Source organism: Roseibium sp., from assembly GCF_048261595.1.
GTDB lineage: Bacteria > Pseudomonadota > Alphaproteobacteria > Rhizobiales > Stappiaceae > Roseibium.
The window spans coordinates 1,392,277-1,412,680 of record NZ_JBLXFW010000001.1 but is presented as its reverse complement, the minus strand read 5'-3'; the positions used below and the strand labels follow the sequence as shown (position 1 = coordinate 1,412,680).

Here is a 20,404-nt window from a genome sequence, read left to right as displayed (position 1 = left end):
CGTCGTGACAATATGCTCGCGCCGGACACTTCTGCGGGTTAAACCGGCTTTATGATATTCGGAACAAAAGACACGGGACCCGTTGCTGACGCGGTCAAACGCCATTGGGTAGACACCCGTCTTCCGGCGTGGGCGCGGCCCTATGCCCGCCTTGCCCGGTGGGAACGGCCAATCGGCTGGTGGTTACTGCTCTGGCCTTGCTGGTGGTCGGCGGCACTGGCGGCAGTTGCGGCGGCATCTGACGGCAATCTCGTTTGGCAATGGGCCGGGCCGAACCCATGGCATCTCCTGCTGTTTCTTTTGGGCGCCGTTGCCATGCGCGGTGCAGGCTGCACATACAACGATCTGGTCGATGAAGGCATCGACGCCAAGGTGGAACGCACACGTTCGCGGCCTATCCCGGCCGGCCAGGTCTCCCGCAATCAGGCAAAGGTGTTCCTGGTGGTTCAGGCGCTCGTCGGTCTGGCGGTGCTCCTTCAATTCAACGCCTTCACGGTCGTTCTTGGCATTGCGTCCCTGCTGCCGGTAGCAATCTATCCGTTCATGAAGCGGGTGACCAACTGGCCGCAATTCTTCCTTGGCCTCGCCTTTTCCTGGGGGGCGCTGATGGGATGGGCGGCGGTATTCGGGTCGCTCTCCTGGGCGCCCGTGGCTCTCTACCTTGGGGGGATTGCCTGGACGATCGGCTACGACACGATCTATGCCCACCAGGACAAGGAAGACGACGCGGTTGTCGGCGTGAAGTCCACCGCGCGCCTGTTCGGGATATTCACCAAGCCGGCAATGTTCCTGCTATATGCGCTGGCCACCGCACTCTTCGGTTTGGCGGCGGCGCTGGCAGATGCCGGTCCGGCCGCCTTTGCCGGAATTGCGATTGGCGCCCTTCATCTGCTGTGGCAGGCCATCGTGCTTGATGTCGATGATCCGGATGAATGTCTGAGGCTCTTCCGGTCGAACACCACTTATGGGTGGATCGTCTTCGCCGGCTTCGTTCTGGACGCCGTCATTCTCGCACTGTGAGGATCGGTTTGCTGACGCGGCCGCATGGCAGCACGTTCAGGCAGCCTTTGTTCTGCTGAAAGCACCTTCCGGTGCTGTCGCAACGTCCTGTCGTTCGGACGTTTCAAAAATAATCCTGTTTCGACCGGCACGCTTTGCAGAGTAAAGGCGGCTATCTGCTTCGGTAAGCGCATTCTCAAGAGGAGCCGTATCAGACCAGGCGGTGAACAGTCCTCCGCTCAGGGTTGCGGTCAGTTGTCCGCCGGACAGGCTTTGCGTTTCAGCGATGAAGCGGCGGCGGATCCGCTCAGCCCTCAGCATTGCCTTGTGCGGCGTACAGTCGGGGAAGAAAAGTGCAAATTCTTCTCCGCCGATCCGGCCCGCGATGCTGCCAACCCTGAGTTCGTGGGTGCAGATCTGGCCGAGCGTGCGCAGGATTTCGTCACCGACGCTGTGACCGTACTCGTCATTGATACGCTTGAAATGATCGACATCAAGCATCAGGACCGCATAAGGCTTGGGCCAGCCGCCTTGCTCCGACATCCATTGGCGCGCGCCCTGGAAGAAGGCGCGACGATTTGAGAGGCCTGTGAGCGGGTCCCTGGTCGCCTGAACGCGATAAACGTCCTGCTGCTTTTCGATCTCAACCGCGAACACGAGGACTGCCTTGGCAACCGTCGTGATCAGCAGAAGCAGGAGATACAGTTTGCCCGAGCCCTCCACATAAAGATCAGGAAGGGTGCTCATGGATTCAACATGGAAGATGGCCGCAAACACGGCATGGTATGTGGCTTCGGTTAGCGAGACGATGCCGAGCCAGCGCGCGGTATGCAAATTGTTGGCGTTGTGCCGGAAACAAAGATTTGCCGTCCACGCAGCGATGGCCACCAGGCCAACCTGGACATACAGCGCACGCGCCGACTTGAACTCGTAGAAGTCCGGAACCTGGCAAAGTGCGACCCAAAGAAGACCCGGAACGACCGCGGCCCAATAGTGGCGTGGCAGGTTCCACAAGGTCGAGACGGCCACTCGTCCAAGGCCAATACCGATCAAAAGAAAACAGTTGCCAAGGATGATGCTGAACGCCTCCGTGAGATCCTGGCGCATGGCAATGATAAGTGTTCCGACACCACCGGTGATCAGGCAAATGGACCATGTCAGAACGCTTGCGCGGTTTTCCTCGCTCTGGTGCGGCATGACCTGCCAAACCAGTATGAGAAGGAGCGCTGCCACGAATTTCACGACGACAATCGCAAATATGAGTGTCACTGCGTCAAGAGACATGCTTGGGGTGTTTCCCAATACGATGAAAGAACACTGCGGAAGTTATCCGATGGAGGTAAAGGAAAGCCTGACAGTTTCAGCATTGTCATAATTATGGGGTGTTAAAATCGATTATTTTCGCGGTTCGCACGTAGAGTAATGTGAAGTCCAAAAAGCAAAACGGCCCGACGATTGCGGGCCGGCTCTGGGAATTCAGCTTGCTAGCCTAGCTGCGCGCTATGATCTCGCGCTCGCCGGTGTGTATCGTCGGCTCGTCTTGTCTGGGCCCATTGGTACGGCGGACCAGGAAACGCGGGCGGCGACCGGTCAGGAGCGCAAGCTTGCGGCGTGGATGCGGTGTGCCGGACGGACGGGCGCTGTAGGCCTCGATGGGCTTTACAGAACCGCCGGTGTCACAGACGAGCATTGGCAGCTCAAGAGCCGAGGCCCAGCTGGGCCAGGCTGTCGCCAACGCTTCCGGACGATCCGTCTCGATGAGTAGAACGCTCAATTGCGGATCGGAATGCTTCAGGATCAGCCTTGCCGCCACCGAGCCAGGTTGATCTGAAGGAGCGATTTGAACCATGACGCCGGCATAGGAGTTCAAGGGCGCTATCACACTGCCGGAAGCGCCGACGCTGTCAGGTGTGATGCACACATTGGCTCTGTCGAGACTGACACGTACGCTTTTTCCCCGAGTGTTCGTACCCGGCTCATCGAATAGCCTGCTGTGGAAATCCACCGGTAGCTGACCAGGGCCGGAAACCGGAAGGGTTCCCGGCCCGATATCAACTCTGTCTATTGCTGTTTGACTTGCCAATTTGCCTCTCCGTCGGACCTTGATTGTTTTTTAGGTCTCGCGAATGAGGAGAAACTAGCAGGCGTGAATGGTCATCCGCTTAAGATGTAGAGTTAAAAAAGTTTGACTTTAAAGAGGGTTACTTGAATCTAACCGTCTCGTTTACAGATCGGCAAGATCTTGCTTTCGAGATCTTGGGAAAGTCATGGCGCCCAAAGCTTCTTGTAGTGAAAACCGGGTGCGATGCGTTCATTGCCGGCTCGCTTCCATCCCCCATATGCAGGTCATATGCGTCAGAGCCAGCAGAGGGTGGATGTTGCCACGCCGGGGTGCACATCCTATGAAAAGGCCATCATCAGGAGATACGTAGTCCCATGTCAGAAGTGATCGACCAAAGCGAACTGGAAAGGCGTGCAGGGCGCCTCGTCGAGGCTGCCAAGCGTGCCGGCGCCGATGCCTGCGACGCAGTGGCGATCACCGGTGTGTCTTTGTCCGTTGATGTCCGCGACGGGAAGGTCGAGGAAACGGATCGTGCAGAGGGTGACGACGTTACGCTCCGGGTCTTCGTCGGCAAACGAACCGCTTCGGTTTCCGCGAACGTGCTCGATGATCCGGACGCGCTGGCCGAACGAGCCGTTGCGATGGCGAAGGTCACTCCGGAAGACCCCTACGCTGGGCTTGCAGATGAGGGGCGCCTTCTGACGACCTTTCCCGAACTCGAAATGCTCGACCCGACGGAAATGGAGGCGGTGCGCCTCGCCGATCTGGCGCGGGAGGCCGAAGAGGCTGGCCTGGCGGTGAAGGGTGTCACCAAATCAGGCGGTGCTGGGGCCTCCTGGCGCCTTGCTGGCGTAGTCCTGGTGACAAGTCACGGTTTCTCCGGTTCCTACATGAGCTCGCGTCATGGGCTTTCCATGACCGCGGTTGCCGGAGAAGGAACCGGCATGGAGCGCGACTACGACTATGATTACCGCATGTTCTTCGAGGACATGGAAAATCCGGCTGACATCGGGCGCAGGGCCGGAGAACGTGCCGTGCGCCGTCTGAACCCGCGCAAGATCGCAACGCGCACAGCCGGTGTCCTTTATGAATCGCGTGCCGCGCGCAGTTTGCTCGGTCATTTCGCCGGGGCAGTGAATGGCGCGTCCATCGCCCGGAAGACATCTTTCCTGCGCGACAAGATGGGTCAGCAGATCTTTGCGAAGGGTATTCGCATCGTCGATGACCCCTTCAAGCCGCGCGGCGCAGCGACCCGCCCCTTCGACGGCGAGGGAACCGGTGGTCCAGTCCTCGACATGATTGATGACGGTGTCCTCCAACATTGGTTTCTTGATGGAGCGACTGGCCGGGAACTCGGTCTGGAGCCAAATGGCCGGGCCCATCGCGGTGGCGCCGGTACCGCGCCAGGGGCGACAAACCTTACCTTCCTGCCGGGTGAAAAATCGCCTGAAGAACTGATGAAGGAAATGGGTGAAGGGCTTCTGATCACCGATCTCATCGGCCATGGCGTCAACGGCGTGACCGGCGACTATTCGCGCGGTGCGGCTGGTTTCTGGTTCGAGAACGGCGAGCCAGTCTATCCAGTCAGCGAGATCACCATTGCCGGCAACCTGACCGACATGTTCGCCCGTCTGGTTCCGGCGAGCGATCTCGATGCGCGCTATTCCTCTGCGACGCCGTCGATGATGATTGAGGGGCTGGCCATTGCCGGGGAATGATCCGGGGGAGCGTCCCGCGGGAACAGATGAGGACCTGCTTCTGCTTGAGCGATGCGCCCGTGAGGCGGGCGACATCGCGATGGGTTTCTACGGGCGTGATCCCAAGACTTGGTTCAAGGACAACAACTCCCCGGTTTCCGAAGCGGACCTGACTGTTGACCGCTTTCTTGCCGACTGCCTGCTTGAGGCGCGACCGGACTATGGTTGGCTTTCAGAGGAAACGGCGGACAGCCAGGAGCGTCTGAACCGCAAGCGAACATTCATCGTCGATCCGATCGACGGCACGCGCGCCTTTCTGGCAGGCGGAGAGGAATGGACCATCGTGATCGCTGTGGTCGAGGCAGGACGACCTGTTTCGGCAGTCGTCTATTGTCCTGTTCGAGCAGAGATGTTCACCGCGAGGGCCGGGCTTGGCGCCTTTCTCAACGACCGTCAGATCACTGTGTCTACCGTCTCCAGCCTTCATGGCGCGAGCCTGACCGGGCCGCACTCCATTGCGGCCAACAAGGACGTTCTGGCAGCGGGACTGAGGCGCACAGAGAATATCCGTTCGCTTGCCTATCGTATCGCCCTCGTGGCCCTCGGCAGCGTCGATGTCGCAGCTGCCCGGGCACATGCGCACGATTGGGATCTTGCGGCGGCGGATCTTTTGGTGCAGGAAGCGGGCGGCAGATTGACAGACTTCTCCGGCAAGGGTGTCTTTTACAACAAGACGGAGACCCGCCACCCGGCCTTGGTGGCAGCCGCAACCCCCATCGTGGAACCGGTTTGCGCGCTTATGTCCAAGGCCGTTGGATGATTGCCGAGAGATAACTAAAAACGGGATTTTGAGTGATGAGCGAAGCCAACGAACAGAAGCAGCTCCTTCATCTGGTGTTCGGCGGCGAGCTGGAAAGCCCGGAAGGCCTGACATTCCGGGATCTCGACGACCTTGATATCGTCGGTATCTTTCCGAATTATGCAAAAGCCTACGCGGCCTGGAAAGGGAAGGCGCAGGCAACTGTCGACAACGCGCACATGCGTTATTTCATCGTGCACATGCACCGTCTCTTGGACCCGGAAGCGGCCGCCTGAGGCCAACTGGACATCGAATTGATGCTTAAACGTATTGGCCGGCACCCCAAAGTGCTCAAGGGTGTCGGGTCTCTGCTGGCGGGGTATCTGAAGTTTGTCAATCGGACAAACCGTTTCGTTTTGGATCCTCCAACCATCTACGACGAAATCTTTGGCGATCTGCCGGTCATAGTGGCCATGTGGCACGGCCAGCATTTCATGATGCCTTTTGCCAAGCCCGACGACTGGCCGGCGAAAGTCATGATTTCCAGATCTGCCGACGGTGAAGTCAACGCCATAGCCGCGGAAAAGCTCGGGCTCGGGCTGATCCGGGCATCCGGCAGTCAGAAGTCGCACCAGATCTCCAAGCGTGGTGGCTTGCGTGGCTTTATCGAAGCGATGCGGACCCTGAACGAAGGGGTGTCGGTGGCGATGACCGCAGATGTCCCGAAAGGACCTGCGCGCGTAGCGGGTTCGGGTATCGTTCAGTTGGCACGCCATTCGGGAAGACCGATTGTTCCGGTAGCCGTGGCGACGAGCCGGAGCATCGAGCTGAACTCCTGGGACAAGGCAAGCGTGAACATGCCGTTCGGTCGAGGTGGGATTGCAGTCGGCGAGCTGATTTGGGTTGACGGTGAGGCCGATGACGATGCGTTGGAAACTGCGCGTCAGGCCGTCGAAGCCGGACTGAACACCGCAACCCGGCGTGCCTACGAACTCGTTGGGCGCAGCGATGGCTGAGCGTTGCCCTTTGTCGGTAACGCTTTATCTGGCCCTTTCCCGGCTGGCCGGCCCGGTTCTGAGACTTCTCCATGCCTACCGCTGCAAATCCGGCAAGGACGATCCTGCCCGCGGGGAGGAAAAGTTCGGCATTTCCGGTGTCGTCCGCCCGAAGGGACATCTCGTCTGGATACATGCCGCAAGCGTGGGTGAGACAGCCTCGGTGCTGTCACTGATCTCGCGCCTTCAGGCCCGCGGCTACACCGTTCTGCTGACGACAGTGACGCGCACCTCCGCAAGCCTCGCCCAGCAACAGCTGCCCAACGGAGCGATCCATCAATACGCTCCCTATGACAGTCTTTCCTGTTGGGAGAGATTTCTCGAACACTGGCAGCCGGATCTGGCGCTTTGCGTGGAGTCGGAGATCTGGCCGGCGAGCTTTGTTGCTCTTGCGCGTCGGGGTGTCCCCCTTTGCATCGTCAATGGGCGCATGTCGGAAAAGTCGTTTAATGGCTGGAGCCAGGTGAAGACCGCTTCCCGGTATCTCTTCGGATTGCCAGAGTTGGTACTTGCCCAGAGTGCTGCAGATGCCAAGCGGTTCAGCGCCCTGGGGTGCACCCGCGTAGAGACACCGGGAAATCTGAAATTCGATGCGGCGCCTGATGCTCCTTCCCGCGGCGAATTGAGCGGCTTCAGGGCGACGATAGGCAATCGACCAAGGTGGCTGGCGGCTTTGACACATCCGGGCGAAGACGCAATCGCGCTGGACGCGCATCAGCGTTTGCTGGAAGACACGCCTGACCTGCTCCTCATGTTGGTGCCGCGCCATCCGGCCAGGGGGGAGGACATCTCCCGTCTGGCTGCGGATAAGGGCTTCGCGGTTCTGCGCCGCACGCAGAACCTGCCGGTGCCAGCCGATGCCCAGGTCTACGTCGGCGACACGTTGGGCGAAATGAACCTTTTCTACTCCGCCGCAGATGTTTGCTTTCTCGGAGGCTCTTTTGTCGAGGTGGGCGGGCACAACCCGGTAGAAGCTGCGTCGTTTGAAACCGCGCTGATCAGCGGTCCCAAGGTGGCCAACGCGCGCCCGGTCTACCGTGCGCTCTGGGAAACCGGTGGCGCTGTCAGGGTATCTGAGCCGCGGTTGCTTGCCGCAGAGGTTCGTCGTCTGCTGGATGATGCGGTTGCCCGCAAGGAGCAGACGAGCGCGGCCGCAGCAGTGATCGCGGAAGGCCGTGGCGCTCTGGACCGTACGCTTGATTTCCTGTCTCCCTATCTGGCACCTTCGCGGTCGGGCGAGCGGGAGACTTAAGCAAATGCGCAACGCACCGGCTTTCTGGTGGCAGAAAGGCCTCAAATGGCAGGCGCTTGCGCTCTATCTGCCCTCCCTGATTTACGGCCGGGCGACCGGCGCCCGGATGATGCGCAAGCCTTCAGGAGCGGCGCGGGTGCCTGTTGTCTGCGTCGGCAATTTCGTTGTTGGCGGGGTCGGCAAGACACCGTTTGCACTCCGCCTCGCAAAACGTCTTGCCGCCGAGGGCTTTGAACCGGGTTTCCTGCTGCGCGGCTATGGTGGCTCGGAAAGCGGGCCTCTTGTCGTGGACGCCGATCGGCACGATTCCGAACAGGTTGGCGATGAAGCCTTGATGTTGGCGAAGACCGCGCCCACGGTGGTCGCCGCTGATCGTGTTGCCGGGGCTGCGCTCGCGGAGAGCAACTACGCCGACATAATCATCATGGATGACGGCTTCCAGAATCCGGCGCTCGCGAAGGACCTGACAGTAGTCCTGGTCGATGCTGCAACTGGCCTCGGCAATGGCCTGTGCCTGCCTGCCGGGCCGTTGCGCGCGCCCATGTCGAACCAGATCGGCAAGACCGATGTTCTGGTGGTGGTGGGGCAGGGAAGCGCGGCGGACGAAGTACTGCATCTTGCTGGCCGCCGCGGGTTACCCATCCTTCACGCCCATGTCGAGCCGGACATCCAGGAGGAACTCAAGGGCGTTCCGCTCCTGGCCTTCGCAGGGATCGGGCGGCCGCAAAAGTTTTTCAGTACCTTGCAGGATGCGGGGCTGGATGTCGCGGAAACCCGAAGTTTTCCGGACCACCATGCCTACACGGTCGAACAGGCCGAGGATATGTTGAGGCGTGCAGAGGCCGAAGGCTATCAGCTCGTGACCACGGCTAAGGACATGGTGCGTCTGGAAACGGCGCAACACGAGATCTTCAGGTGGCTTTGCGCGCGCACCGAAGTCCTGAACGTGCGGATGAAGATCGAGGATGAGGACCGCCTCGTCGCGGCGATCCGGGAAAAGATCAGGTCACGAGCGTTCAAGCCCGGAAAATGACGCCTGTGCTTCAGCCAGGGCAGCGGAGCAGGGCCTGAGGCTTATGCCGGGTGGATTTCCTGGTAGCGCTTCAGGGAAGCCTCGGCATCCACATAGGCTTCCTGCAGTTCAACTGACCAGTACTTCAGCTCATCCAGCGGGATTGCGCTACCGGTGACCGCACAACGGACAAAGGTTCCCGGGCTCTCGACCTGATAGTCGCCATCCAGGTAACGGACCTTGGCCTCGGTCGGGATGCGCGGATTTTCGTAGCGGTTCATCATTGTTCTTGTCGCCGGCTGATCTGGGTTTTGGGGCAGCGCCCTTTTAGAACCTAGGCTCGCGGCGGTGCAAGGGCAAGTTTCATATGGCTTAGGCCCCGTGTGCCCTCAGAAAAGCTGCAGGCTGCGCCGGTCTCTGGTGATCAGATAGCGGCAACGCGCCATCACGACCGCCCATTGAGGAAGATGTGCTCGTTCTCGGCCGATCCGCGTTTCCCGCTCATCATCGCAATGGGAAACATCCGTCCAGCGCTGGCCGTCATCGGAAAGGTCCTTGCAGATGAGGAGGTCGGGTTGGCAGGCGACGATATGCATGGCGACCAGAACCGCCTTCACAGCGAACGGTCCTTCACCACGCCTCTGTCAGGTCGGTTTGCGCCTCTGCTGCCGCCGGCGGAAAAGTCTGCGTGAATGACGTTATCAAGCGAATTGGAAGCCGTTGCGATCTCGCCAGACGTGGACCCCGGAGTTGCGAGCGCCGCTGCCAGGCGCGGATCGGGACCGTCGCCACGGGCCGCCATATAAGCAGTCAAAGGGTGCAGGCCCGCAAGGCTTTCGCCGGCCCGGTCGTCATGGGTCATGATGTGTCCGTCTTTTGCAATAGGTGCGAGAAGGAATTGACCCCGGGGAGGATGCCAACGCGACGTCGGCTGGCGGAACATGATTGTACCGGCCTGAGGGGCCCTGCCTTTGAAACCCCCGCGCGGGGATGCGCGGGAGCCTCAGTGGGTCGTGGAGGTCAATAAGTTGAGTATTATATTCAAGTTTAAGTTCGCGCAAGTGGAGAACCGCGATTGCAAGGTGAAATTCGGCGGCGATCCCCTATGTTAGGAAACAATGACCGCGTCCCGGCCGCCGACAGCCGCACTCATGCAAAGGCTGCCAATGGGGTGCCAGTATCAAACGGAGTGGATCTTCCATGAGCGATCTCAGCACCGACCTGATCGAAACCTCTGGCCTCGGCCTGGAAACGGCCAAGCGCATTACGGCGCAGGCACTCGATGGTGCCGACGACGGTGAGCTCTTCGTGGAGTATCGCCAGTCAGAGGGCCTGGTGTTCGACAACGGGCGGCTGAAAGGCGCGAACTACGACACGGCCCAGGGCTTCGGTCTGCGGGCAGTCGTGGGCGAGGCCGCCGGCTACGCCCATGCCGGCGAAATTTCGGAGGGCGCCCTCGTGCGGGCGGCCGAGGCCGTCTCGGCCGTCAAGTCGGGCCACTCCGGCACCTATGCCGCGCCGCCGGCACGTACCAACCAGTCGCTTTACACGGATGCCAATCCGCTCGGCGGTCCCTCTTTCGAGGACAAGGTCAAGCTCCTTCAGGAGATTGACGCCTATGCCCGTTCGAAGGATCCGCGGGTGCGGCAGGTAACGGCGTCGCTGGCCGGCTCGTGGCAGGTCGTGGATATCCTGCGCGCCGACGGACACCGGGTGCGGGACGTTCGTCCGATGGTCCGCCTCAGCATCAACGTTGTGGCCGGCAGTGACGAACGGCAGGAAAGCGGCTCCTATGGCTGCGGCGGCCGCGAAGGTTTCGACCGGTTCATCACACCGGAAAACTGGCAGGGCGGCGTTGATGAGGCGCTGCGACAGGCGCTGGTCAACCTGGAGGCTGTCCCGGCTCCGGCCGGAACGCTCGACGTGGTGCTTGGTCCGGGCTGGCCCGGCATCCTGCTGCATGAGGCGGTCGGTCATGGTCTTGAAGGCGATTTCAATCGCAAGAAGACGTCAGCCTTCGCAGGCCTGATGGGTCAGCGGGTGGCCTCTCCCGGTGTCACCATTGTCGATGACGGCACGATTCCCGATCGCCGTGGGTCGCTGACGGTGGACGATGAAGGGACGCCGGCCTCGCGCACGGTCCTGATCGAGGATGGTATCCTTACCGGCTACATGCAGGATCGCCAGAATGCCCGCCTGATGGGAATGGAGCCGACAGGCAATGGCCGCCGCCAGTCCTATGCGCACATCCCAATGCCGCGCATGACCAACACGGTCATGCTGTCGGGGGACAAGGAACCTGAAGAAATCCTGGCGTCGGTCAAGGACGGACTTTATGCCGTTTCCTTCGGCGGCGGCCAGGTGGATATCACCAGCGGCAAGTTCGTGTTTTCATGCACGGAGGCTTACCGGGTTCGCGACGGCAAGGTCGGTGAGCCGGTCAAGGGTGCCATGCTGATCGGCAATGGGCCTGATGCCCTGACCCGCATTTCCATGATCGGCAATGATATGGCGCTCGACCCGGGGCTTGGAACCTGCGGCAAGCAGGGGCAGGGCGTTCCGGTCGGCGTCGGCCAGCCGTCCATGCGCATCAACGCCCTGACCGTCGGAGGTACGGCGGTCTGATTGACAGCCACTCCTTAGGCGATTGTTTCAGCTCAAGGAAACGATCTGCGGTTTCGGCAAGGTATCACCCGGCAGGCTGTTAAATCTTTACGCTTGCCGAATAGGCTCGAATTGCTGAACCAACCGAGGGAGAGGAAATGGCAGCTGAAGGCGCGCCCCCGTTTTTTACCGAGTCGATCATTTTCCTGGCCGCCACGGTTGTCGCCGTGCCGATCGCCAAGCGTCTCGGGTTGGGGTCCGTGGTCGGCTATCTCGCGGCCGGTGCTGCCATAGGTCCGTTCGGGCTCGGCTTTCTTGGTTCCGGCGAGGACGTTCTCCACGTCGCGGAGCTTGGCGTGGTGCTTCTTCTCTTCGTCATCGGGCTGGAGCTTGACCCACAAAAGCTGTGGCGCATGAAGCGTGACATCTTCGGGCTTGGCACCGCGCAGGTCATGCTGACCGGCCTCTCTCTCTACTCGGTCTGTCATTACTTCGGATTCTCGACCAAGGCCTCGCTTGTCGCCGGCTTTGGCCTTGCCTTGTCGTCGACTGCCTTTGCCCTTCAAATCCTGCAGGAACGTGGCCAGTTGTCTTCGGCCTATGGCCAGCGCGCTTTCGGAATTCTTCTGCTCCAGGACATCGCGATCGTGCCGCTGCTGGCGATGGTCGCCATCCTTGCGCCGCACGAAGGACCTTCGAGGGGCGCCGACATTGCCATCGAGATCGCAACCATTGTCGGTGCGATTGCTGCCGTGGTCCTGGCTGGTCGCTATCTGGCGTCGCCGCTCTTCTCTTTCCTGGCTGCGAGCCGGGCACGCGAAGTCATGCTGACAGCGGCCTTGCTGGTTGCACTGGGAAGCGCCGGCATCATGCACGCGGTCGGCCTGTCCATGGCGCTGGGCGCTTTCCTGGCCGGTGTCCTGCTGGCGGAATCAAGTTTCCGCCACACGCTTGAAGCGGACATCGAACCATTTCGCTCGCTCCTCATGGGCTTGTTCTTCGTGGCCGTTGGCATGTCGTTGGACTTCTCGGTCCTTCTCGACAACCTCGGCACGATCCTCGGCGCTGTCGCCATCGTCATGTTGGTGAAGGGGGCCTTTCTCTGGGCACTGACCCGAGGCTCCGGGTCATCGAATTCGGATGCGTTCCGTATTGCCGTGACCCTGCCCCAGGGCGGGGAGTTTGCGTTTGTCCTGTTCACTGCCGCCATTGGTGCCAGGATTTTGTCTTATGAAACGGTCAATCTGCTCAACTCGGTCGTCATTCTGACGATGCTGCTGACCCCGCTCGCCTGCCTGGGTCTTGAGCTCATCGCGGCGAAACTCAAGCAGAAGGGGGTCGAGAACCCGGCCATCGAGACTTTCGAGGAAGCCACTCCGACGGTCCTTGTGGTCGGCTTTGGCCGCTTTGGCATGACCGTCGCGCAGATCCTGACCTCCGAGGGCCTGGAAGTACGGGCCATCGACAATCGCCCCGACCGTATCGCCTATGCCCGAAAGCTTGGGTTCAAGGTCTATTACGGCGATGCCACCCGTGCAGACGTTCTGGCTGCAGCGGGTGCGGGCAAGGCTGCTCTGATCGCGCTGTGTGTCGAGAACGACCGGGTGATGGGCCAGTCGATAGACCTGATCCGCGAAGGCTTTCCGAATGCACTGGTCTTCTGCCGGGCGACGGACCGCGCGCATTCACTGGAGCTGACACGCAAGGGCGTCGACTTCCAGATCCGGGAGACCTTCGAGTCCTCGATTGCCTTCGGCAAGGTCGCCCTGGAAACCCTTGGAACCCCGGTTGAACGTATTCAGCAGATCGAGGAAGACGTGCGAAAGCGGGACGAGGAGAGGTTGGCCCTGCAGCTCAAGGAGGGCATCTTCGCCGGGGCGGACCGCCTGCACTCGGTGACACCGCGCCGTCGTTCGACCGATATACAGCCGACGGAAACCGTCGGCTAGACGGATTCCCGCACTTCAGTTTTGGTCTGCAGTTGCAGACGAAAACAGGATCACGGCAGGGCGTCGAAGCCGGCGGAGAAGCCGTTCAGAGAAATCGGAATACCGATGCCTTCTTCCGGAGTCTGGAAGATGATGAAGGTGGCCTGCGCGCCCGCCTGCAGCTTCTCAATCAGCGCATCTTCCAGAATGACCTCGGCAATACAGCCGTTCGGAAGGCAGCGCACAAAGCCGGCGCGCCCGATGTCTGCGTCATCGACCCGAAGGCCGAGACCGGAGGGCAGAAGCACACCGAGCGGTGCCAGGACCCTGAGGATCCGTGCCTGCTTGTCGGCAGTCTTCAACACGATCACCGAGAGTCCGACGTTTTCGCGGTCGGCTGCGGTTACATTCTGGATCAGTGCACATTGCTCGCTGGCAGCGCCCGGAGGGGTGTCGCAGCGCATCTGCCAATCGCCATGGGTCGACTTGACTTCGCCCTGCGCCAGGGATGGCGTCAGAGAACCGACGCTCACGGCAACTGCGAGGGCAAGAGAGGCTCCGAGAGACGAAATTCGGCTAGGCAAAGGGTGTCCTCCAATCACGGCCACACCTGATGTTGCCTCCGGAATGAAGCAGTTGCGTGGCAGCGAATCGATCAAATGTTCACTGCGGCGAGATTGCCGCATGCGGGAAAGCGTTACCACCCCTCAGGGCCGCGGGTAAGGCGGAAGCTGCAAATTTTGACCAGAAAACGAGTGTCATTGATCGGCATCAAGCGAAATGTAGGGGGGAGTTCGTTCCGAAAAGCGCTGATGGCCATTGCAGCTTTGCGTTTCTTGTGGTTTTTGTGCGCCGGAACGGTGGCTTTGGAGCTGTGCGGCACTTCGACGCTCACACCAAAGGTCCCATCGCGCAGACGAAGCGTTTGTGACTATTATACGGCAATGCCTGTTGGCGAGCCGAATTGATCGGCCGGACCGCTTTCGCGACCGGCCAGTCGCTGTTGGGCCCGACGGGTTCAAGAACTTGCATGCGTGTACCGCCTTTGTCGGGCGGTCGAGGGAAGGGAGCGCGGACGTGAAGGGTATCTTCAAGCGTCTCATCAACATGGTCGCAACGGCGACCGCAATTGCCGGCTCATCCAGCCTGGCCCTGGCCGCGGAGCCCGGGTTCGGCCCCTGGCAGCTCGGCTTCCAGTCTTCCGTGACCGACGTCATGGACGACATCAACTGGTTCAATAACTTCACCCTTGGCATCATCACGGTCATCACCCTGTTCGTGCTGCTGCTGCTCATCCTGGTGGTGGTGAAGTTCAACGCCAAGGCCAATCCGGTGCCGTCCCGCACCTCTCACAACACGATGATCGAGGTCGTTTGGACGGTTGCTCCGATCCTGATCCTCGTGGTGATCGCGATCCCGTCTTTCCGTCTCCTCTACAAGGAGTTGGAAATCCCGGAATACGACATGACCGTCAAGGCGATCGGCTACCAGTGGTACTGGGGCTACGAGTACACCGACGAAGGCATGGGCGACCTCTACTTCGACTCCATCATGGTCGAGGATGGTGATCGCGCCGACGTCGCTGCAGCTCGCGGCGTCACGGTCAACGAAGTGCCGCGTCTGCTCGCGGTCGACTACGATCTGGTCATCCCGGTCGACAAGACCGTACGTCTTCAGGTTACGGCGGAAGACGTCATCCACGCATTCGCCATGCCGGCCTTTGGTGTGAAGGTCGATGCGGTTCCGGGTCGCCTGAACGAAACCTGGTTCCATGCTCGCGAAACCGGCGTTTATTACGGCCAGTGCTCCGAACTGTGCGGCATCAAGCATGCCTTCATGCCGATCGCGGTTCGCGTCGTGACGCAGGAGCAGTTCGATGTATGGGCTGCTGCCGCTCAGGAAGACCTGGATACGGCAAACACCCAGCTGTGGGCTGCCATTGCCGCAGACAAGAAGGTCGCCGAAGCGCGTCCGATTGAGGAAATTGCTGTCGCCGCTAAGTAACGGCGACAGAGTTTTGGAAATGCGTGCGCGCTCCGGTCGATCCAAGTTGCCGGATGCGCGCCGCCAAGGTTCTTAATTGAGGGAGCACACAATGGCTGCGACCGATGCACATGCGGCACATGGCCATCCGACCGGATGGCGCCGGTGGTTGTATTCGACCAACCACAAGGATATCGGAATTCTCTATCTCTTCTTCGCGATCTTCGCGGGGATCGTGGGCGGCGCACTGAGTGTCGGCATTCGTCTCGAGCTCCAGGAGCCGGGCATGCAGATCTTCTCGAACGCCCACACGTTCAACGTCTTCACGACCTCTCATGGTCTGATCATGATCTTCTTCATGGTCATGCCGGCCATGATCGGCGGTTATGCCAACTACTTCGTGCCGATCATGATCGGTGCGCCGGACATGGCATTCCCGCGCATGAACAACATTTCCTTCTGGCTGCTTCCGCCAGCCTTCCTGCTGCTGATCCTGTCGCTCTTCGTTGAAGGCCCTCCGGGCGGCAATGGCGTCGGTGGCGGCTGGACGATCTACCCGCCGCTTTCCACCTCCGGCCAGCCTGGCCCGGCGATGGATTTCGCGATCCTGTCCCTGCACGTGGCAGGTGCTTCGTCGATCCTGGGTGCGATCAACTTCATCACGACCATCTTCAACATGCGCGCGCCGGGCATGACCCTGCACAAGATGCCGCTGTTTGCCTGGTCCGTGCTGATCACCGCGTTCCTGCTGCTTCTGTCTCTGCCGGTTCTGGCTGGTGCCATCACCATGCTTCTGACCGACCGTAACTTCGGCACGACGTTCTTTGCCCCTGCCGGTGGTGGCGACCCGATCCTGTTCCAGCACCTGTTCTGGTTCTTCGGTCACCCGGAAGTGTACATCCTTATCCTCCCGGGCTTCGGCATCATCAGCCATATCATCTCCACCTTCTCCCGCAAGCCGATCTTCGGCTACCTGGGCATGGCATACGCCATGGTGGCGATCGGTGTTGTCGGCTTCATCGTGTGGGCCCACCACATGTACACCGTCGGCATGTCCGTCGAAACGCAGGCTTACTTCGTGGCGGCTACCATGGTCATCGCGGTTCCCACGGGCGTGAAGATCTTCTCCTGGATCGCCACCATGTGGGGCGGCTCCATCGAGTTCCGTACCCCGATGGTCTGGGCAATCGGCTTCATCTTCCTGTTCACCGTTGGTGGTGTGACGGGTGTGCAGCTGGCAAACGCTGGTCTCGACCGCGCAATGCATGACACCTACTACGTGGTTGCTCACTTCCACTACGTGCTGTCGCTTGGCGCCGTGTTCGCGATCTTCGCAGCCTGGTACTACTGGTTCCCGAAGATGTTCGGTTGCATGTACAACGAGTTCATCGGCAAGGCCCATTTCTGGATCACCTTCGTTGGCGTGAACCTCATCTTCTTCCCGCAGCACTTCCTGGGTCTGAACGGCATGCCGCGTCGCTATGCCGACTATCCGGATGCACTTGCCGGCTGGAACTTCGTTTCCTCCATCGGTTCGTACATCTCGGCCTTCGCAGTGCTGGTCTTCATCTTCGGTATCGTCGAGGCGCTCATGAAGAAGCGCGCTGTCGGCAACAACCCGTGGGGTGAAGGGGCAACGACCCTGGAATGGACGCTGACGTCTCCGCCTCCGTTCCACCAGTTCGAAACCCTGCCGCGCATCAAGTAAGCCGCGCGGCACGGGGCGGGGCCTGATGTCCCTGCCGAATAAAAAAGCACCGCGCCGGAGACGGCGCGGTGCATGTTGAAAGTGCAAGGGCAAAAGCGATCATCTCAAGGTCGGCCCGGCCAAGAACAAAGACAAGGGAAGCGCACATGTCGCTCGCCGAGCGCCACGATACGATCGACACGGAAGCTCTCGTCTGGGAAGGCGGGAACGGTTCTGTCGGTGACTATATCGCCCTGCTGAAGCCGCGGGTGATGTCGCTTGTGATCTTCACGGCCTTCGTAGGCATGATGCTGGCGCCCGGACAAATTCACCCGGTGTTGGCGGCGGTGGCTCTTCTGTGCATCGCGATCGGTGCCGGCGCATCCGGCGCCCTCAACATGTGGTATGACGCAGACATCGACCAGGTCATGTCGCGCACCCAGAAACGTCCGATCCCGGCCGGGAAGGTCAGCCGTGAGGAAACCTTCGCGTTCGGCATGACCCTGTCCGTCGGATCCGTCCTGACGCTCGGACTGCTGGTCAACTGGTTCGCCGGGGCGTTTCTGGCCTTCACGATTTTCTTCTATGTCATCGTCTATACGATGTGGCTGAAGCGCTCGACGCCGCAGAACATCGTCATTGGCGGCGCCGCCGGGGCTTTCCCCCCGATGATCGGCTGGGCCGCAGTGACGGGCAGTGTCAGCCTCGAAAGCTTCATCCTGTTCCTGATCATCTTCATGTGGACGCCGCCGCATTTCTGGGCGCTGGCGCTGTTCAAGAATGGCGATTACAAGGCCGCCGGTGTTCCGATGATGCCGGTTGTTGCCGGGGAAACCTCGACACGGCACCAGATCCTTGCCTATTCGCTCGTGCTGGTGCCATTGGCGGTCGCGCCTTACTTCCTCGGCTTTGCCGGGATCGCCTACGGTGTTTCGTCTGCAGCACTTGGCGCTGTCTTCCTCGCACTCGCCGTCAATGTATGGCGACTTCGAGAGGGTGAACCGGCACGCAAGGCGACTGTCAGGCTGTTCACCTACTCCATCTTCTATCTCTTCATGCTCTTCGCCATCCTTCTGGCGGAAAGCCTTCTTGGAGGCGTTTGAGCCATGTCGATCGAGGAAAAGGGCGTCAAGCTGACGGAAACTCAGGCGAAGAGCCGGCGCTCGCGCTCCATAGCGATCGCATGTGCGCTCGGCGCACTCGTCGTGCTTTTCTATGTCGTCACCATCGTGAAGATGGGTCCGGACATCCTGAACCGCCCGCTTTGAGGAACCAATGAGCGAGACCAACCCGAAAATGGACAAGGGACAACGCAGCAACCGGACCGTTGGTCTGATTTGCGCCGGCATCTTCGTGACCATGATCGGCGCCGCCTATGCCGCGGTTCCTCTGTATAATCTCTTTTGCCAGGTCACTGGTTTCGGGGGCACCACGCAGGTTGCCGAAAGCGAGTCGGACCGGGTGATCGAACGTATCGTGACCGTTCGTCTGGACGGCAACGTCAACCACACTCTGAGCTGGTCTTTCAAGCCGCTGCAGCGCTCTGTCTCCATGAAGATGGGCGAGACGGCGCAGGTGGCCTACGTTGCGATGAATACCGGTGACAAGCCGACAGTCGGCACGTCGGTTTTCAACGTTACGCCGAACGAGGCCGGGGCCTATTTCAACAAGCTGGAATGCTTCTGTTTCACGGAACAGGCCCTCCAGCCGGGCGAAAGCATCGAAATGCCGGTCGTCTTTTTCGTCGACCCGGATATGGACAATGATCCTGAGCTGAAACACGTGAAGGAAATTACCTTGTCCTATACCTTCTTTCCTGTAGACCAACCGGAACAACCGATTGCGGCGCGGACCGAAAACGCGACCGCTGAAACGAAGCTATGAACCCGTCACACTTGACCGTGACGGATACTATTGTGTTTGGGGAGCATGCCGATGGCTGAGGCACATACCAATAATCACGATTACCACCTGGTCGATCCCAGCCCGTGGCCGCTGTTGGCTTCCGTCGGCGCATTCTTCATGGCCATTGGTGCGATCGCCTTCATGAAGATGTCGCAGGGCGCTGAACTCGTGCTCTTCGGCATGGACCTGACGGGCTGGGGCATCTTCGCAGCCGGTCTGGTGATGGTTCTTTACGTGATGTTCGCCTGGTGGCGCGACACCATCAAGGAAGCACACGCCGGTCATCACACCCGCGTCGTTTCCCTTCATCTGCGCTACGGCATGCTGCTGTTCATCGCCTCGGAAGTGATGTTCTTCGTCGCATGGTTCTGGGCATATTTCGACGCCGCACTCTACGCTGGTGAAGCGATCCAGTTCGCTCGCGTCGAGGCAACTGGCGGCGTCTGGCCGCCGGAAGGCATCGCGACCTTCGATCCCTGGCACCTGCCGCTGCTCAACACCCTGATCCTGCTGCTGTCCGGCACCACTGTCACTTGGGCGCACCACGCGCTGCTGCATGACGACCGTGACGGTCTGAAGTGGGGTCTGACCCTGACCGTTCTGCTGGGCGTGATCTTCACCATCTGCCAGGCTTACGAATACGGCCACGCCGCCTTCACCTTCGATGGCAGCATCTACGGTGCGACCTTCTTCATGGCGACCGGTTTCCACGGCTTCCATGTGATCGTCGGCACCATCTTCCTGGCGGTTTGCCTGTTCCGTGCCCTTGCCGGGCACTTCACCAAGGAACAGCACTTCGGCTTCGAAGCCGCTGCCTGGTACTGGCACTTCGTTGACGTCGTCTGGCTGTTCCTTTTCGTTGCCATCTACATCTGGGGCGCTGGACCTGCAGCCCACTGATCGGCACGATAGCTGAGATTGAAGACGCCCGATCCGGTCTACCGGGTCGGGCGTCGTCGTTCAGGCGGACAATTTGGGAAATCGATCGCTATGGAAGACAAGGCGCACTATCCACCGGTCAATCCGGTATCTGCCGGGCTTAGAGGAAACTGCCCGCGCTGCGGCGAGGGGCGGCTTTTCAGTGGCTTCCTCGGACTGCGCGAGCGCTGCAGCAACTGCGGCCTGAGCTATTCCTTTGCCGACAGCGGCGACGGGCCGGCGGTCTTTGTCATCATGATCGTCGGCTTCATCATCGTCGGCCTTGTTCTCGCCGTCGAACTTGCCTACCAGCCGCCAATCTGGCTTCACCTCGTGCTCTGGTTGCCGCTGACTGTCGTTCTGGCGGGCGGCATTCTTCGACCGCTCAAGGGCCTTCTCATTGCCTTGCAGTACCGGCACAATGCCAGTGAGGGACGCCTGGAGGGCGGACCCGAAGATACCTGATCTCCTCAACTCTCCAAAGCCGGCTTCAGACCGCCACC

Annotated in this window: 22 protein-coding genes; 16 read left to right on the top strand and 6 right to left on the bottom strand. The window is 60.4% G+C overall.

Annotated elements, in window-relative coordinates; translation table 11 throughout:
* The first annotated feature begins 51 nt into the window (after positions 1 to 51).
* Positions 52 to 1,020, top strand: a complete 969-nt coding sequence (gene ubiA / locus ACN0SY_RS06370; protein WP_417685486.1) for a 4-hydroxybenzoate octaprenyltransferase — start codon at positions 52 to 54, stop codon at positions 1,018 to 1,020.
* A gap of 36 nt (positions 1,021 to 1,056) precedes the next feature.
* Here the strand turns inward: ubiA and ACN0SY_RS06365 are convergent, their stop codons facing one another.
* Both ACN0SY_RS06365 and ACN0SY_RS06360 read right to left on the bottom strand, forming a co-directional pair.
* A complete protein-coding gene (locus ACN0SY_RS06365) occupies positions 1,057 to 2,283 on the bottom strand; it encodes a GGDEF domain-containing protein (protein WP_417685484.1) in 1,227 nt (408 codons plus the stop codon).
* A 205-nt stretch (positions 2,284 to 2,488) separates the two neighbouring features.
* A complete protein-coding gene (locus ACN0SY_RS06360) occupies positions 2,489 to 3,082 on the bottom strand; it encodes a DUF6101 family protein (RefSeq protein WP_417685482.1) in 594 nt (197 codons plus the stop codon).
* A 353-nt stretch (positions 3,083 to 3,435) separates the two neighbouring features.
* Between ACN0SY_RS06360 and ACN0SY_RS06355 the strand changes: the two genes are divergently transcribed.
* The 6 genes from ACN0SY_RS06355 to lpxK are packed head-to-tail and all read left to right on the top strand — an operon-like array spanning position 3,436 to position 8,897.
* A complete protein-coding gene (locus ACN0SY_RS06355) occupies positions 3,436 to 4,779 on the top strand; it encodes a TldD/PmbA family protein (RefSeq protein WP_417685480.1) in 1,344 nt (447 codons plus the stop codon).
* Entirely contained in the window at positions 4,766 to 5,578 is an 813-nt protein-coding gene (locus ACN0SY_RS06350; RefSeq protein WP_417685478.1) for a 3'(2'),5'-bisphosphate nucleotidase CysQ, read from the top strand. The genes ACN0SY_RS06355 and ACN0SY_RS06350 overlap by 14 nt, the downstream gene beginning before the upstream one ends.
* Positions 5,579 to 5,613: 35 nt before the next feature.
* On the top strand, positions 5,614 to 5,853 hold the full coding sequence (locus tag ACN0SY_RS06345) for a DUF4170 domain-containing protein (RefSeq protein ID WP_417685476.1): 240 nt from the start codon (positions 5,614 to 5,616) through the stop codon (positions 5,851 to 5,853).
* Between the two features lie 21 nt (positions 5,854 to 5,874).
* Positions 5,875 to 6,573, top strand: coding sequence for a lysophospholipid acyltransferase family protein (locus ACN0SY_RS06340; RefSeq protein ID WP_417685474.1), 699 nt, complete (start codon positions 5,875 to 5,877; stop codon positions 6,571 to 6,573).
* Positions 6,566 to 7,864 carry a 3-deoxy-D-manno-octulosonic acid transferase gene (locus ACN0SY_RS06335; RefSeq protein WP_417685472.1) on the top strand — a complete coding sequence of 433 codons (1,299 nt, stop codon included), beginning with the start codon at positions 6,566 to 6,568 and terminating at the stop codon, positions 7,862 to 7,864. The genes ACN0SY_RS06340 and ACN0SY_RS06335 overlap by 8 nt, the downstream gene beginning before the upstream one ends.
* A gap of 4 nt (positions 7,865 to 7,868) precedes the next feature.
* Entirely contained in the window at positions 7,869 to 8,897 is a 1,029-nt protein-coding gene (gene lpxK, locus ACN0SY_RS06330) for a tetraacyldisaccharide 4'-kinase (RefSeq protein ID WP_417685470.1), read from the top strand.
* Positions 8,898 to 8,938: 41 nt separating this feature from the next.
* Here lpxK and ACN0SY_RS06325 read toward each other — a convergent pair whose 3' ends face one another.
* The 3 genes from ACN0SY_RS06325 to ACN0SY_RS06315 form a co-directional block, all read right to left on the bottom strand.
* Positions 8,939 to 9,160 carry a DUF2093 domain-containing protein gene (locus ACN0SY_RS06325; protein WP_417685468.1) on the bottom strand — a complete coding sequence of 74 codons (222 nt, stop codon included), beginning with the start codon at positions 9,158 to 9,160 and terminating at the stop codon, positions 8,939 to 8,941.
* A 105-nt stretch (positions 9,161 to 9,265) separates the two neighbouring features.
* A complete protein-coding gene (locus tag ACN0SY_RS06320) occupies positions 9,266 to 9,493 on the bottom strand; it encodes a hypothetical protein (protein ID WP_417685466.1) in 228 nt (75 codons plus the stop codon).
* The gene (locus ACN0SY_RS06315; protein ID WP_417685464.1) at positions 9,490 to 9,738 is read right to left on the bottom strand and encodes a hypothetical protein; all 249 of its coding nucleotides are present in this window, start codon (positions 9,736 to 9,738) and stop codon (positions 9,490 to 9,492) included. The genes ACN0SY_RS06320 and ACN0SY_RS06315 overlap by 4 nt, the downstream gene beginning before the upstream one ends.
* A 338-nt stretch (positions 9,739 to 10,076) precedes the next feature.
* Here ACN0SY_RS06315 and tldD point away from each other — a divergent pair, with 338 nt between their 5' ends.
* Both tldD and ACN0SY_RS06305 read left to right on the top strand, forming a co-directional pair.
* Positions 10,077 to 11,501 carry a metalloprotease TldD gene (gene tldD / locus ACN0SY_RS06310; protein WP_417685462.1) on the top strand — a complete coding sequence of 475 codons (1,425 nt, stop codon included), beginning with the start codon at positions 10,077 to 10,079 and terminating at the stop codon, positions 11,499 to 11,501.
* Positions 11,502 to 11,638: 137 nt separating this feature from the next.
* Positions 11,639 to 13,429 (top strand): monovalent cation:proton antiporter-2 (CPA2) family protein, encoded by a 1,791-nt coding sequence (locus ACN0SY_RS06305; RefSeq protein ID WP_417685460.1) that lies wholly within the window; start codon positions 11,639 to 11,641, stop codon positions 13,427 to 13,429.
* A gap of 50 nt (positions 13,430 to 13,479) precedes the next feature.
* Here ACN0SY_RS06305 and ACN0SY_RS06300 read toward each other — a convergent pair whose 3' ends face one another.
* A complete protein-coding gene (locus ACN0SY_RS06300) occupies positions 13,480 to 13,992 on the bottom strand; it encodes an invasion associated locus B family protein (RefSeq protein ID WP_417685458.1) in 513 nt (170 codons plus the stop codon).
* Positions 13,993 to 14,515: 523 nt separating this feature from the next.
* On the opposite strand from ACN0SY_RS06300, the gene coxB reads away from it, so the two are divergent.
* From coxB to ACN0SY_RS06265, 7 genes are all read left to right on the top strand, one after another.
* Positions 14,516 to 15,412 (top strand): cytochrome c oxidase subunit II, encoded by an 897-nt coding sequence (gene coxB, locus ACN0SY_RS06295; protein WP_417685899.1) that lies wholly within the window; start codon positions 14,516 to 14,518, stop codon positions 15,410 to 15,412.
* A gap of 91 nt (positions 15,413 to 15,503) precedes the next feature.
* Entirely contained in the window at positions 15,504 to 17,099 is a 1,596-nt protein-coding gene (gene ctaD / locus ACN0SY_RS06290; RefSeq protein WP_417685456.1) for a cytochrome c oxidase subunit I, read from the top strand.
* 146 nt (positions 17,100 to 17,245) lie between these two features.
* Positions 17,246 to 18,181: a heme o synthase gene (locus ACN0SY_RS06285; RefSeq protein WP_417685454.1), complete on the top strand. Its 936-nt coding sequence runs from the start codon at positions 17,246 to 17,248 to the stop codon at positions 18,179 to 18,181.
* A gap of 3 nt (positions 18,182 to 18,184) precedes the next feature.
* On the top strand, positions 18,185 to 18,346 hold the full coding sequence (locus ACN0SY_RS06280) for a hypothetical protein (RefSeq protein WP_417685452.1): 162 nt from the start codon (positions 18,185 to 18,187) through the stop codon (positions 18,344 to 18,346).
* Between the two features lie 7 nt (positions 18,347 to 18,353).
* Positions 18,354 to 18,962: a cytochrome c oxidase assembly protein gene (locus ACN0SY_RS06275; RefSeq protein ID WP_417685450.1), complete on the top strand. Its 609-nt coding sequence runs from the start codon at positions 18,354 to 18,356 to the stop codon at positions 18,960 to 18,962.
* A gap of 51 nt (positions 18,963 to 19,013) precedes the next feature.
* Positions 19,014 to 19,883: a cytochrome c oxidase subunit 3 gene (locus ACN0SY_RS06270; RefSeq protein WP_417685448.1), complete on the top strand. Its 870-nt coding sequence runs from the start codon at positions 19,014 to 19,016 to the stop codon at positions 19,881 to 19,883.
* A 90-nt stretch (positions 19,884 to 19,973) separates the two neighbouring features.
* Entirely contained in the window at positions 19,974 to 20,366 is a 393-nt protein-coding gene (locus ACN0SY_RS06265) for a DUF983 domain-containing protein (RefSeq protein ID WP_417685446.1), read from the top strand.
* Positions 20,367 to 20,404: the final 38 nt, after the last annotated feature.